Annotated in this window: 13 protein-coding genes; 6 read left to right on the forward strand and 7 right to left on the reverse strand. The window is 32.9% G+C overall.

All coding sequences use genetic code 11. The features are described from left to right. The first annotated feature begins 20 nt into the window (after positions 1-20). The 3 genes from DG508_RS08290 (at position 21) to DG508_RS08300 (ending at position 2,718) form a co-directional block, all read left to right on the forward strand. Positions 21-1,409, forward strand: a complete 1,389-nt coding sequence (locus DG508_RS08290; protein WP_159090762.1) for a DUF5689 domain-containing protein — start codon at positions 21-23, stop codon at positions 1,407-1,409. 262 nt (positions 1,410-1,671) lie between these two features. Further along, entirely contained in the window at positions 1,672-2,172 is a 501-nt protein-coding gene (locus DG508_RS08295) for a Panacea domain-containing protein (RefSeq protein ID WP_108867705.1), read from the forward strand. Positions 2,173-2,175: 3 nt separating this feature from the next. Further along, on the forward strand, positions 2,176-2,718 hold the full coding sequence (locus tag DG508_RS08300) for a hypothetical protein (protein WP_108867706.1): 543 nt from the start codon (positions 2,176-2,178) through the stop codon (positions 2,716-2,718). A gap of 599 nt (positions 2,719-3,317) precedes the next feature. On the opposite strand, the gene DG508_RS08305 is transcribed toward DG508_RS08300, so the two are convergent. The 6 genes from DG508_RS08305 to brnQ all read right to left on the reverse strand — a co-directional run bounded on the left by DG508_RS08305 (position 3,318) and on the right by brnQ (position 8,841). Next, positions 3,318-4,814, reverse strand: coding sequence for a Fic family protein (locus DG508_RS08305; RefSeq protein WP_108867707.1), 1,497 nt, complete (start codon positions 4,812-4,814; stop codon positions 3,318-3,320). Positions 4,815-5,062: 248 nt separating this feature from the next. Further along, complete coding sequence (locus DG508_RS21420; RefSeq protein WP_328515272.1) at positions 5,063-5,143, reverse strand: hypothetical protein; 81 nt, start codon at positions 5,141-5,143, stop codon at positions 5,063-5,065. After that, the gene (locus tag DG508_RS21170) at positions 5,107-5,499 is read right to left on the reverse strand and encodes a hypothetical protein (protein WP_199912767.1); all 393 of its coding nucleotides are present in this window, start codon (positions 5,497-5,499) and stop codon (positions 5,107-5,109) included. Before DG508_RS21170 ends, DG508_RS21420 begins: the two co-directional genes overlap by 37 nt. 21 nt (positions 5,500-5,520) lie before the next feature. Continuing rightward, complete coding sequence (locus tag DG508_RS08310; RefSeq protein WP_108867708.1) at positions 5,521-5,838, reverse strand: hypothetical protein; 318 nt, start codon at positions 5,836-5,838, stop codon at positions 5,521-5,523. Positions 5,839-6,090: 252 nt separating this feature from the next. Further along, a complete protein-coding gene (locus DG508_RS08315) occupies positions 6,091-7,443 on the reverse strand; it encodes a cytochrome-c peroxidase (RefSeq protein WP_108867709.1) in 1,353 nt (450 codons plus the stop codon). A gap of 120 nt (positions 7,444-7,563) precedes the next feature. Then, positions 7,564-8,841 (reverse strand): branched-chain amino acid transport system II carrier protein, encoded by a 1,278-nt coding sequence (brnQ, locus tag DG508_RS08320; protein WP_108867710.1) that lies wholly within the window; start codon positions 8,839-8,841, stop codon positions 7,564-7,566. Between the two features lie 167 nt (positions 8,842-9,008). Here brnQ and DG508_RS08325 point away from each other — a divergent pair, with 167 nt between their 5' ends. Together DG508_RS08325 and DG508_RS08330 are read left to right on the forward strand one after the other, a co-directional pair. After that, positions 9,009-9,788: an alpha/beta fold hydrolase gene (locus DG508_RS08325; protein ID WP_108867711.1), complete on the forward strand. Its 780-nt coding sequence runs from the start codon at positions 9,009-9,011 to the stop codon at positions 9,786-9,788. 226 nt (positions 9,789-10,014) lie between these two features. Continuing rightward, positions 10,015-10,284 (forward strand): hypothetical protein, encoded by a 270-nt coding sequence (locus tag DG508_RS08330; protein ID WP_108867712.1) that lies wholly within the window; start codon positions 10,015-10,017, stop codon positions 10,282-10,284. Position 10,285: 1 nt separating this feature from the next. Here DG508_RS08330 and thiL read toward each other — a convergent pair whose 3' ends face one another. After that, positions 10,286-11,332, reverse strand: a complete 1,047-nt coding sequence (thiL, locus tag DG508_RS08335) for a thiamine-phosphate kinase (protein WP_108867713.1) — start codon at positions 11,330-11,332, stop codon at positions 10,286-10,288. Positions 11,333-11,661: 329 nt separating this feature from the next. Here thiL and DG508_RS21425 point away from each other — a divergent pair, with 329 nt between their 5' ends. After that, the gene (locus tag DG508_RS21425) at positions 11,662-14,364 is read left to right on the forward strand and encodes a choice-of-anchor B family protein (RefSeq protein ID WP_328515270.1); all 2,703 of its coding nucleotides are present in this window, start codon (positions 11,662-11,664) and stop codon (positions 14,362-14,364) included. The last annotated feature ends 9 nt before the right edge of the window (positions 14,365-14,373 follow it).

A 14,373-nucleotide genomic window follows, 5' to 3' on the forward strand; every position in this document is an offset into this window, starting at 1 on the left:
TTAATAATAAACAAAAAGATATGTACGCTAAAAGATTAAGTTATTTTTTTATAGGAATAATGTTCCTTAATTGCTCAGAAGAAGAATTTAAAACCCCTTCAATCACTATTGATACTCCTAAAATTGAAGGCACAATAATCTCTATAGATGCTGTGCTAGGAATTTTGAGGCAAGAGATTGCATCAAATGGAGAGAATGCCAAGGTGTTTTTTGAAGAAACGGATAATTTTATAGAAGGATACATTGTATCCAGCGATAAAGCAGGTAATTTTTATAAAAAACTAATAGTTCAGGATAAAAGTAATAACCCCTCTGCAGGTATACAAGTACTAATAGACATTAATCCATTATACACAACCTATGAGCTTGGAAGAAAAATATATATCAAGTTAGAAGGGGTATCCTTAGGGATAGAAAATGGAGTACCTACTTTGGGTATTGCAGAAGGAAATTCTATTAGTACAATTCCTTCTTTTTATGTAGAAGATATAGTGATACGATCTACAGAAGTTGTAACAATAACTCCATTAGATATTGCAATTGAAGATTTTACAGATAAACTATTAAATCTATATGTAAAAATAAATGCGCTACAGTTTACAAAAAATCTGGTTTTAGAAAATAACGCTTTTACTTTTGCTGCAGAGGATAATGATAAATATAGTGGAGAGCGTATTATAGAAAGCTGTTCTTCTAATAATACAACTATAGTAAGCACTAGTACTTTCTCAAGTTTTAAGGGGCTTAAGTTACCCAATAACCAAGGAAGTTTTGAAGGAGTATTGACAAAAAACTTTTTAGGGAATGCATATAATTTAGTACTTAATGATCCAACAGGTTTAGTGTTTGATACAGAATCGCGATGTGATCCAGAAGTTCTAGAATGCTTATCAGTATCTGATGCAAGTTTGACTGTATTTGAAGAAGATTTTACAAATCTCAAAATTATAGACTTAGAAGATTCAGGATGGATAAATAAGAACACAACAGGGGGTAAGCTAACTTATAAAATAGGAAATTTTGGAGATAATCACTACATACAAATTACAGGATATAGATCAAAAGAAAGTCTATATGAAGCATGGTTGATTACACCAGAAATTGATTTAAGCACCTATACAGATGCGATTTTAAATTTTGATCTTCAAGCAGGATATGATAATGGTAATATTTTAGAGGTTTTTGTAACCAATAATTATACAGAAAATCCATCTGCCACTACATGGGTAAAACTAGATGCAACTATTCCCAGAGGACCACTCAATGCATTTAGTCCTATTGTATCTGCAGGACCAATAAGCCTTTCTTGTTTAGAAGGTAAGATTCGTATTGGGTACAGATATATTGGGGGAGACCCAAGAGCGACCACACGATATCATATTGATAATATTAGAGTTACAGGAAAGTAAAGAAGATTCTGTGATGGATACATGTTTTATTATGAATTCAACAACGAGAAAACTTAATGGAATTGATAGGATTACTGTATAAACAAATGTAGTAACTCCACCCTTTTTGAGGAACTATTGAGAGAATGCTAATTACCTCGAGATCGCTTGGAACCCTCATAAAAAATTTTGGAGGATGGTTTTTGATTTTCAGAGAATTGTCTTATATTCAATTAATATTGTACATTTGTAAAAGCGAGTAAATCGCTTATTTAAAACTAAAATGAAAACAAACTATACAGCATTAGACATTTCCTCTTTCTTTATAAAGAAAGGTGTTAGTCCGTTGAAATTACAGAAATTACTGTATTATTCACAGCTTTGGTTTTTTGTTAAGAATAACAAAATGTTATTTAATGACAGAATTCAAGCTTGGATATATGGTCCTGTGGTTTATGATGTTTGGGCGAATTTTAAGTTTATGAAAAGAAGTTCAGTTATTCCTGATAGTAGAGTAGTTCAGTTAGATTTAGATAATTTAGTTTTCGATCATTTAAATGATGTCTGGAAATCTTATGGTCATTTAAGTGGTTCTGATTTAGTTGATTTAACTCACAATGATTTGCCTTGGAAAAATAGTAGAAAAGGACTTTTAACCAACCAACCAAGTGACAAAGATGTAATTATCAACCAAGATACTACTGCTGATTTCGCATTAGATTCGTATAATAGAATTCCAATTGTAGATTCACAAAATACTTTAGGACACTATTCTAATTTTTAGAATATGGCTAAAAAAGGATTAATATTCCTTATGAATGAAAAACCTAAAGGAAATGATGGTTTTATTATTCGTAAAATTTATAGATTTATTCCTGAATTTACAAATATCATTACTACAATTATTGAGTTAGAAATTTATACAAACAACATTTGTGTAATTTCATTTTATGAGCACAATAAAGGAACAGACAAAACTAAATATAAAATCCGTTCAAATATTGGTTCAGGTCATACAAGAGCAATTTTTAGAGCCTGTATAGATGCCTATTATGAATTAAATCAAGATTATGCATTAGTGTTTTCAGCCTCTAATGATATTGGAAAGATTGAAGAAGATAATTCTAGATACTCTGCTTACACACTTTTTTTGTCAATTTACTTTAGAAATTATAATAACTATATACAACAAGGTTCTATTGCGATAAACACGTTAATGTTGTATCATCAAAGTTATCAATATAAGGATGAAGCTGATTTATTCTATAAAGAATTTGAGAAAAAAGTTGAAAAGAACCTAACTGAAGATGACGATTCTGACAAGCCTTAAATTACTATTATTTTTTATACAACGAGTTGAGCACCCTGATAAAAATTAATAAAATACTATATAGTTGGTATTGGTTGTTTGTGAAACTTTGGTATCATGTATATGGTGTTTACTGTAAAATTATGGCATAATAAAGAAAGCTCCTTAGAGAGGCTTGCATAAAGTCATTTTTCTTTAAAATTATGAGTTTGTGCAACGATTAGCATTGTCATACATAAGTTTGATTGGTATTATAGTGTTATAACCATCCGTAATAAATGAAGATTAAAGCAGGGGTGTCAATAAAACCATGAACAGCGATGTTAAACCATAAATCGTTTTTACGGAGATGAAAAATAATAGCAAGAATGATACCTGTAATGGCTGACACGATTTGTCCACTTATTCCTTGATATGCATCCTATACTGGGTACTACCATTATCATATCCAGACTTAAAAGAAAAAGGATATATTTCTATGATAGACAATTTAAATAAGGGGCAAACTTTGATTTGATGAATCGCCTGTTATTAGACTAGCGTGGCAGGTGGTGTGTGAGGCGTAGTGGCAGTTATTGAATCGTCATCCTCCTACTCGATTGTGCCTTTGCCTTTTAATTCTATTTTAGATTTTTATTTTCAAATACCAGAACATAAGCTTGTTCCATTTTCTCAATTTCAATATCACTTAGCTCTTTGTAAAGGTTTCGTTTTCTACTTGCAAGTTTTCCTTTATTTTGGTGAAGGAACAATATCATACGATCAACTTTTTTATCTGGCATATCTACTATACTCTGGATGTTACTCTTCAGTTCATCATAGCACTGAAGGAAAAGAAGTTCTTCGGGAATATCTGTTGTAATTGTTGATTGTATGGCTCTTGCCAAAAATACAGTATGATTTGTTAGATCTGGATATCTGAACAATGCTTCTATATCCGATGCATTATTAACTGACATTTCACCAGAATCGTTAATGTTATATTTTACTTTTCGTTCTATCAACTTAGAAAGTAATTCTAAAGTAGCATCATATTCATCCATATGGGCGAGTATTTGAGCTGAAACAGGGAGTATTGTACTATTTGGTACAATGCCATCACGTACTAGAATATCATGTATTAGAAAGCGGTGAATTCTTCCGTTACCGTCTTCAAACGGATGAATATATACATAACCAAATGATACCATTGTGGCTTTTATAATTGTTGCAGTTGATGAGTTCTTTTTGTTTAGGTCAATAAGTCCTTTCATAAGTGACTTTACAAATTGTGGTGGAGGACATACATAATGTACTTTTTGTGTATAGTCCCTCATTGTTTGACCTACATAGTTTTGAAAATTTCTAAAGCCATCATCTACATACCTTGGATCAACAATAATATTTTGCATACGTACCAATTCTACTTCTGACAATGATTCTTCAAAAGATTTTTGGCCAGCTTCTTCTAGTAAAACAATGAATTTATCCATTCTGTCTTGTGATGGCTCTTCTTTCTCTATTTCACTTGATGATTTTGATTCTTTCTTATATAGGTAATAGCTTGCTCGTTTAAAAATTTCTGGAGAATATTCATGCTTTAGATTTTCAATTTCACCTTGAATATCCCAATCAAGTAAATCTTTGAGTTCTGTTGTCTTTCTAATTATTGGACAGTATTCTTTAGATCCGAGAAGGTTGTCATTTATTTTCCATTTAGATATTTTTGTAATACTTCCTGTTACATATTTAGATGAATCTAATAAGTCTTCATAATTAGAAATAGTTATGTCAACATCTATTGATTTAACTCCAGTGAATTCATAAAGAAAACCTATTATTCTTGAATATTTTCGATTTGGATTTGCTTTTACATAGTCAGCTATTGTTTGATGCTCAACTGAAGAGAAAACTTCCTTTATGAATGCTAGGTTTAAATCATCATATTTTAAAGCAAATTCTAAATGAGAAATTGGATTGTCATTTTTCACATCATATTTTGATTTGAAAGTCCGTACTACTGTATTTGTTAAGCTTATTTCTATTTTATCAGTTGACCCTATATATGATTCGTGAGTTAATTGAAAGCCTTTGATTTTTAATTTTTCTTGAAGCCAAGTAAATCCTATTTTTTTCATTTATTTTCTATTAACTGGGGTAAAATTCATTTTACAGGGGTAAATATAGTTTATTTTACCTAAATAGGGGTAAAATCCATTTAATGCCAGTTTTTAGAGGTAAAAATTATTTCACTAGGATAATATCGTTTTTATCTAGATTTTTGAGGGTAAAAAGGTTTTTTTAGACATATTAGGTTGGTTACCTCTATTTTCTATGAATCTATATATTTTGCTTTTTACAGGCTTTTTAACTTCCAAATAAGACCTTAAAAACTATATTTTACTAGGAGATGTAATAAAGAAAACTTCTTTATAGAGTCATCGTGAGTTGTAATGATATTTTCAATTTCAGAACTGTCTTTAGCTTCTTGCAAGTCCACCTTTTAATAGTTCCGTTAATTGTTGCACCTAAATGACCAGCCAATTTTTCAGATTGTTTTCCGTAAAAACTAATATTATCAGCTAACGATTTTTCTGAATTATTATCCTCTCCACGTTTCAGTTCAAACAATAGATTCCAAATTCTGTGGGCTAATTCATTAGACCATTTTAAACACTCAACCTTAGTTTTATCCGTTGATTCAGGATCATCCCAAATTGCTCTATTCATAACAGTCATATCAGAAAGTAATAGTTCATTAAATATTACTTTATCTTCCACTGATTTTGATGATAACCAGAGAACGGTCTCTTTTAATGTCATTTTGTGATTTTGATTTAAGTTCTATTTAAAAAGACGTTGAAAAAAACTCTTTTCGGGTTCTGGATAGACATTTTCATTCCGTTCAATATATCCGTATACTTCGTCCGATATTTTTGCTTTCAATTCTAGAATTTCATTTTTCATTTCATCCGTAAGTTTAGAACTGTAAAGTCTGGATTTAATCATAAATAGATTATTAGAAATGGTAGCGATTATTTCAAAATCACCTCCAATATTCTCAGGTACGTCTTTGGGCTTTGCTGTCCGATCTTCTTCCCATTGAGCTTGACCATTATATTTACAGTATAGTTTATAAGTGTCAAGATTTATTTTGTCCATTAATTTGCTTAAATTTTTTACAACAATAAAATATAGCATCTATACTCCTTAACATTAGTTAGTATATAGTTACTAGCTATCCTTATTTTATATCTAGAATAAAAATACTACTATTCTTTTATAAGAGTTATTGCTAGAAACCAAAAAGGCTTTACAGAGTCTTATCTTGTAAAGCCTTTTTGGTTTTTGATAGTGTACTTCCCTGAATAGAGTTGATCTTTTTTAGGTTAGTATTCGAGATTTTTCACTTTATCATTTTTTGGTTTTACATCCTAAATCCATTTGTGATTGCTCATCATTATTAGGAAAACAATAGCCTGATTTTATTGTTTCGGGTACATATCGGGTAAGATCGGTATCTCGTAAACTATTTTCTATAAAAACAGTAAGATTTTCTATTTCTTGATCTGTCAAGTTTAGAGTACCAAATTGAGGCGCTAGATTTTCTATAGTAACTTCTGTAGATTGTGCAACCCCTTTATTTTTATACGCAACGACATCTTTTATAGAGGTAAAAGTACCCCCGTGTCCATAAAAACCAGCATCGATCAAGTTGTATAATGTGGGAGTTTTAAACTTATAATCATCATTAGGATTTTTGGTAAACCCTCCTCTTCCTTTTTTTACATTTTCAAAATTTACTCCACTCAATACAACAGCATTTTTTGTGTTATCAAAATCTCCCATCCCAAAGGCATAAAAACCTGTATCATTGAGTGCAGGGCCAGTATGACATTCATAACATTTTGCTTTTCCAAAAAAGGCAATAGCTCCTTTTTTTTCTACCGTACCCATTGCGTCATAATCTCCCTTTAGCCATTCTTGCCATGGAGACTTATTGGCCAATAATGTTCTCTCATAAGCTGCTATAGCAAGACCTGCATTTTTGGTAGTATACCGCATGCTCTCCTCGATATCACCAAATGCTTGATCAAACATCTCTTTGTACCCAAAGGTATCAACAAAGTCTTTATCTACCTTTAGCCGGTGTACTCCTTGTCCCTTTATGGCCTGAACCTCTACCCCTTGTAATCCCAGAAAATTTTCTTGAATTTTATCCCAGTTAGCTTCTGTACCCTCATTAGTACCCGTTCCTCCAAATTGTCCGTTCCACAGCATTACATCTTGATAAGCAACATTAAGCAGTGTAGGGGAGCGAACAGGTTGTATATCTACAGAATCTACAGGTACATTATTATCGATGACCCGCTCACTACCATTGTACCCAAACCCAATACCACATTCTCCAACACCTTGTCTTACACCAGAACTAAACCCCGCTGTAGCTTGATGGCATGAAGCACAAGAATAGGTCTCCTTCATACTCTCTACCTTTGGGTTTTTGCCCAATGCCGTTTCGTGTAATAGTAGCTTTCCTAGTTCAACTTTTTCTTTAGTAATTGGATTTAATGGGTCTTGAGGGATATTGGTATAATCATCACTTTCTGGCAACATAAAATAAGCAAGACCTTGTTCTTTTGATATATCTACAAGAAGCAATTTGAGTTCCTTATCCAGATTTGATGCAATAGGTATATACTCATCATCGCTAGTACAAGAGCATAAAAGTAATACAGTAAATAGAAGAGTAATTGTTTTTGTCATAAAAATCTTTTTTGTTTATTTGTTTGGTTTTGTGGTTGTTATGGTTGAATATAATGAATGATTCTATATCGTAATAGGGGAATTTACCCCGAATTTATTGGATTTCCAAATCTGTTTTTTTTATCTGGATTTTAGAAATAACAAGATATTCATGATTATAAGTGCTAGCAATGAAGGCAACAACCAGGCCAAACTGTATAAACCCAAAGGAAGAGTTTCTAAAATAGGTGTTACAATAGTATCCAATCCTATTGAGGCTAAAAAATCGGGAATACTAAATATAATAGTTACTATTACCACTGTCTTAAATACCATAGAAGAAGTGAATCTATCTGGCAAAACATTTAGTACAATCAAAACAATTGTAATAGGGTAAATAAACATAAGTGCTGGTATGGCTATATCAATAATATAATGTACATCAAATTGTCCCATTATTACCCCCAAAATACAACCAATAACAGCCGTAATAACATATGTATTATGAGAATCATTGCAAATACCTTTGATAAAATCTGCTGTACCTGTTACAATACCAACTGCAGTGGTAAAACAGGCTAGACCCACAAGAATGCTAAGAAAAACTTTACCAATTTCTCCCAATGTTTTTAAGCTAAGGCCAGATAATAGGTCAGTTCTTGTAATGTTTGGATCAAATTGATTATTAAATAGAGCTCCGTTATAAATCATTCCTGAGTAGATGATAAAAAGCCCTATTCCTGCAATGATACCAGATTTTATGATCAATCCTTGATTTTGCTTAAAATCGGTAGTTCCTTTAATTTTTAAAGAGACTATAATTACACCCCCTACTACTACAGCACCAATGGCATCAAAAGTTTGATACCCTTCTAGTAATCCATTTATAATAGGTGTCTCAAAAACAGATGGGTTTATTACAGGGCTTTGAATAGAGAATATACCTATACAAATAATACTAAGAACAACTATAAATATAAGAGGAGAAAGAAACTTCCCTAGTAGATTAAGGATTTTAGATCGATTAAGTACAAAAAGTAGTACTAGTGCAAAATAAACAGTACTAGTAAGCCAGGCACTAGTGCCAAAAAAAGGCTGTATAGCCATTTCATGAGTTACAGATGCGGTTCTTGGAGATGGCAATGCTATAGAGATCATATAGACCAGAATACAATATATAAGGCTAAATGTAGGAGATACTTTTTTTGCAAAGTCTAGCATCGTTCCTTGTAATCGGGCATGGGCAAAAATCCCTAATAGAGGAATAAGCACTGCAGAGATCACAAAACCTAGAATAACCATAAACCATGCATCTCCTGCTTTAAGCCCCAAAAGAGGGGGAAGCATGAGATTACCAGCACCAAAAAACATAGAAAATAAGGCAAATCCAGCAACAAAAGTTTCTTTATTAAATCTCATATGGTTAGATATTTATATCTCTTTAATAAACAATAATAACGAAACCTTAAGACTCATACAAAATAATCATTGTAGTATTACAAATAGGAGAGCAAAGAAAAAAGAACCTATTTCCGTTTAAAAAAAGTTCATTTTCTAGTTTCTTTGTTCTCTTGAAAACGAATCAAATGATAGTAACACATAAAAACATTGCGATACATTATAAAACTTTTGGAAAAGGAGCCCCCATAGTTTTTTTGCATGGATTTTTAGAAAACACCATTATGTGGGAACAAACTATAGATTCATTATCAGACACCTATCATTGCATTTCAATTGATTTATTGGGTCATGGTCATACTGAATCTATGGGGTATATTCATACTATGGAGGATATGGCGCAGGCTGTAAAAGCCGTTCTGGATACTCTGGCAGTAACCAATGTAACTTTTATTGGTCATTCTATGGGAGGATATGTGGCATTAGCCTGTATTGATCTATTTACTGATATAGCTTCTGGATTGGTATTGCTCAACTCTACATCACTACCCGATAGCCCCCAAAGGCAACAAACCAGAACTAGAGCTATAGAGATTGTAAAAAAGAATCCCAATGCATATACCAGTATGGCGATTGCCAATCTCTTTGCCCCCAAAAACAGAATAAAATTTGATCAGGAGATCAAAGAGATCAAAGATCAAGCATCAAAAATCTCATTACAAGGAATCATATCTGGATTAGAAGGAATGAAGATTAGAAAAGATCGATCCTCTATCCTTGCAAATTTTGAAGGCTCTAAAATTATTGTTGCAGGAATCAAGGATCCTATACTGCCCATTGACCTAGTTGTCAAAGAAGCTCAATTATACAAAACTGATCTTATTCGTCTTGATGGGGGGCATATGTCTTACTTAGAAAATAAAGAAGAATACCTTAGAGAACTTCGTACGTTTCTAGCCACTCTCTAAAAATTATAAATGAGCTACTACAAAATAGAGTGGGGTCATCATGAAACACTAGACAAAATACATTTTTAAAGGTTAAAAAACATGATTGTAAGGCAATTTTGATTAAAAACCAACCATTTAAGACATATTTTCTTACAAAAATAAGGTAATTCTCAAAAAAAATTGGTATTATTGTATTGATAATGAACCTATAACCCCAATTTATGAGTTATTAACCCCGCAAAAAATGAAAAAAAATACCCCTAACTCCGCATTCTCCTTTTCAAAAATCTACTGTTCTTTATTTGGTCACAACTATTTAATTTCTAAAAATGTAACCCATCATATCAAAGAATATACGTGTTCTCATTGTGGTGAGCAAGCAACGACCAATAGTAGAGGTAGATTAGAAGTGATGACCCCCAAACTCAAAGAAATTAATAATGCTTTGGCCTCTGTGCATGCAAAAAAACTTGCAAAGACTGGTCCAAATACCCCGCTTCAGACTGCATCATAATTTATTCTTTTAAAGGATTCCATCCCTGAGCTGTTATTTCAATTTTTTCATTGGCTCTGGTAACCAATCCTATTCCGCTTTTTTCATCGGTAATATGCCCAATAACCGTTAGACTTGGATTTGCCTTTATTTTAGGGTAATCTTCTTGTTTGATAGTAAATAGTAATTCATAATCTTCACCTCCATTTAGAGCAACGGTTGTACTATTTAGTGTAAACTCTTCGCAAGTAGAAATCACTGTAGGATCAATTGGAATTTTTTCTTCATATAGATTTACTCCTACTTTTGATTGAGTACAAAGATGTATTACCTCAGAAGATAATCCATCACTTATATCGATCATACTTGTTGGTTTGACTTCTAATGCTTTCAAAAGTTCAGGAATGTCCTTTCTTGCTTCAGGCTTTAGTTGCCTTTCTATAAGATATGTATATTGATCAAGATCTGGTTGTGAATTAGGGTTTACCTCGTATACCTTTTTTTCTCTTTCAAGTATTTGAAGTCCTAGATAAGCAGCTCCCAAATCACCTGTTACTACCAAAAGGTCACTCTCTTTGGCACCGTTTCTATATGTCAAATCTTCCTCATTGGCATGACCAACAGCTGTAATACTAATCAGTAATCCTGTAGTTGATGAGGTAGTGTCGCCTCCTACAACATCAATATTATAAATTTTGGCAGCTGTTTCAATCCCAGTATACAATTCCTCTAGTGCTTCTATTGGAAAACGGTTTGAGACAGCGATAGAAACAGTAATTTGAGTAGCCGTAGCATTCATCGCATATACATCAGATAAATTTACTACCACAGCTTTATATCCCAAGTGCTTTAAAGGCACATAGGATAAATCAAAATGTATTCCTTCAATTAATAAATCAGTAGTAAGAACACACTTTTTATTTTCAAAATCCAAAACCGCGGCATCGTCACCAATACCAAGGCAAGTTGTTTTTTGTTTGATCTCAAAATTTTTGGTCAAATGATTAATAAGTCCAAACTCTCCCAATTCTGATAATTGTGTGCGCGATGTATTTTTATCTTCAATCATGTTGCAAAGGTAATCAACAATCTAGCTTCAATTCATAAAAAAAATCTGAAAAATAAAGGATCATAAATTCTTTATAAGGAATCTATATAGTGTTTAAAAAAACCAGCTTATATTTTATCAATAATGTTATTTATTTGAAAATAAACTTATTATAATTTAAAATATTTTGTTAAAAAAGTTAAAAAACACCAAAATAATTAATAGTTAATGCAATATCTCTAAAAAACCATCAATAAAATTGATAAATTGTTTAACTATTTAATTATTAAACTATTAGCCTATGATATAAATCTTTGTACACAAACTCACTCTTAAAATACACAAACTCAATGAAAAAATTAACTACCATTATACTGCTGGTAACTGCAGTAGTATGCTCTTATGGTCAGACTCCTTGTCAAAACGGTTTGGCAGGCTCTTACCCTTGCAACGATTACGACCTAATGTCTCACATTACACTCTCTACTATGAATGCCTCTTCTGGTAATGATAGCTGGGGATGGACAGACCCACAAAACGGTAACGAATATGCCATTATAGGATTGGATAACGGAACCGCATTTATCGATATTTCTAACCCTACCAGTCCTGTTTATTTAGGTAAACTCCCTTCAGCAGTGGGATCAAGCAGTTGGAGAGATGTAAAAGTATATAAAAATCATGCTTTTATAGTTGCTGATTTTATAGGAAATCATGGAATGCAGGTTTTTGACCTTACAAGGTTGCGTAATGTAGCAAACCCTCCTCAGACATTTACGGCAGATACAAGATATACAGGATTTGGAAGCGCCCATAATATTGTAATCAATGAAGATTCTGGTTACGCATATGTAGTAGGAGCAAGTAGATCAGGAACATATAAAGGAGGACCACTATTTATTAATATCCAAGACCCCAAAAACCCAAAAGATGCAGGTGGTTTTTTATCAGGAGGTCAACGTGCCTATACACATGATGCACAGGTAGTAACCTATAATGGACCTGATAGTGATTACACAGGAAAAGAAATTCTAATAGGTAGTAACGAGATAGAAATCGTAATAGCAGACATTACCAATAAATCAAATCCTGTAACTATATCTACCATAAAGTATTCTGATGTAAAATATACACATCAAGGGTGGTTTACAGAGGATAAAAGATATTTTATTCTTGGTGATGAGCTAGATGAGCAAGGAGTAGGTTTTAATACTAAAACCATCATATTTGATTTTCAGGATTTAGACAATCCTAAGTTTCATTTTAATTACTTTGGTCCCACCCCTTCAACCGATCATAACGGATATGTAAAAGGAAATTTATTCTACCTAGCTAATTACCGAGCAGGAATACGGGTCATTGATATTTCTAATATTGCTTCTAAAACAATGACAGAAGTTGGCTTTTTTGACACCTATACCTCTAGCGATAGTGTAACACTAGATGGGGTGTGGAATGTATATCCTTATTTTAGTAGTGGAAACATTGTAATAAGTGATATTCAGGGAGGATTTTTCTTAGTACGTAAAAGTGGTGGAGGAACATGTATAGCAACCACACCTTCTAATTTAGCCTCTTCTAATATAACAGCAACCACAGCTATTGTCAATTGGAATGCAATAGCTAGTGCAACATATGATATACGATATAGACAAACAGCTACCACCTCATGGACCACCGTTGCGGCAAACTCCAACTCATATAACATAACGGGTTTATCACCAACAACATCTTATGAAGCTCAGGTAAGAAGTAAGTGTCAAGACGGGACAGCTTCAAACTATAGCAATAGTATCAATTTTACAACAACTAATGTACAAATAAGCTATTGTGCTTCAAATGGTAACAGTGTAACAGATGAATATATAAGTAATGTTGCAATAGGAACTATCAACAATACTAGTGGAGCGTCTACTGGTGGTTATGAGGACAACACCTCTATAGCTACAAACCTTGCAAAAGGAGAATCTCATACTATTACAATCACCCCAACTTGGTCAGGAACTACCTATAGTGAAGGGTATAGTGTATGGATTGATTATAATAATGATGGTGATTTTGCAGATTCAGGAGAACAAGTATGGTCACAGAATGCAACCAGAACCACTCCTGTTTCAGGAACATTCACTATACCCTCGAGTGCAACAACAGGCGCTACCAGAATGCGTGTTTCTATGAAGTATAATGCAGTCCCAACCCCATGTGAATCATTTCAATATGGCGAGGTTGAAGACTATACCGTAACTATTCTAGAAGGAGGACCTGGTGGGGGTGGAGTTTGTGTTGGAGGTATTTCATCTTTTCCGTATAATGAAAGTTTTGAAAACACTCTGGGTCAATGGACACAATCACAAGCCGATAATATTGATTGGACTATAGATGCAAATGGAACCCCGTCTCGTAACACAGGCCCGTCAAATGCAAATCAAGGAACGTATTATATATATGTAGAAGCCTCAGGAGATGGATCAGGATTTCCTAATAAACAGGCAATACTCACCTCTTCTTGTTTTGACCTAAGTACTACTACAACTGCAACATTCTCATTTGCATATCATATGTATGGAGCAAGCAATATGGGTAGTATAGCAGTAGAAGCCTCTATAAATGATGGTACTTCATGGACAAGTATATGGAGCCAGAATCAAAATCAGGGAAATACATGGAACAACGTTAGCCTAGATTTATCAGCATATATTGGAGAATCACTAAAATTAAGATTTAATAGAATCACAGGAACTACGTGGCAAGCTGATATTGCAATAGATAATGTTACACTTACCACAGGAGCAGCCAGAAATGCCTCTTTGGTATCTAACCAAAACACGGTTATCTCTATTTATCCTAATCCTGTAGATGGAGACACTATGAATGTATCTATGACCGATAAAAACAATTCAAGTTTTGAAATCAAAAATTTTATCGGACAAACGGTAAGCAAAGGAAATCTTATAAATGATATTGATGTTTCTAGCTTATTATCAGGAGTTTACTTTTTACAGATAACTACCAAAAACAATCGTGTAATTAGCAAACGCTTTGTAAAAAGATAATATTCATAA

The sequence above is a fragment of the Aquimarina aquimarini genome (genome assembly GCF_900299535.1).
GTDB classification, from domain to species: domain Bacteria; phylum Bacteroidota; class Bacteroidia; order Flavobacteriales; family Flavobacteriaceae; genus Aquimarina; species Aquimarina aquimarini.

Bases quoted from the DNA above. Each gene is read 5' to 3' on its own strand.
- brnQ (WP_108867710.1), bottom strand. From the start codon at position 8,841: ATGAGATTTAATAAAGAAACTTTTGTTGCTGGATTTGCCTTATTTTCT.
- DG508_RS08310 (WP_108867708.1), bottom strand. From the start codon at position 5,838: ATGGACAAAATAAATCTTGACACTTATAAACTATACTGTAAATATAAT.
- DG508_RS08305 (WP_108867707.1), bottom strand. From the start codon at position 4,814: ATGAAAAAAATAGGATTTACTTGGCTTCAAGAAAAATTAAAAATCAAA.
- DG508_RS08315 (WP_108867709.1), bottom strand. From the start codon at position 7,443: ATGACAAAAACAATTACTCTTCTATTTACTGTATTACTTTTATGCTCT.
- DG508_RS21170 (WP_199912767.1), bottom strand. From the start codon at position 5,499: ATGACATTAAAAGAGACCGTTCTCTGGTTATCATCAAAATCAGTGGAA.
- DG508_RS08330 (WP_108867712.1), top strand. From the start codon at position 10,015: ATGAAAAAAAATACCCCTAACTCCGCATTCTCCTTTTCAAAAATCTAC.
- thiL (WP_108867713.1), bottom strand. From the start codon at position 11,332: ATGATTGAAGATAAAAATACATCGCGCACACAATTATCAGAATTGGGA.
- DG508_RS21425 (WP_328515270.1), top strand. From the start codon at position 11,662: ATGAAAAAATTAACTACCATTATACTGCTGGTAACTGCAGTAGTATGC.
- DG508_RS08290 (WP_159090762.1), top strand. From the start codon at position 21: ATGTACGCTAAAAGATTAAGTTATTTTTTTATAGGAATAATGTTCCTT.
- DG508_RS08325 (WP_108867711.1), top strand. From the start codon at position 9,009: ATGATAGTAACACATAAAAACATTGCGATACATTATAAAACTTTTGGA.
- DG508_RS08295 (WP_108867705.1), top strand. From the start codon at position 1,672: ATGAAAACAAACTATACAGCATTAGACATTTCCTCTTTCTTTATAAAG.
- DG508_RS08300 (WP_108867706.1), top strand. From the start codon at position 2,176: ATGGCTAAAAAAGGATTAATATTCCTTATGAATGAAAAACCTAAAGGA.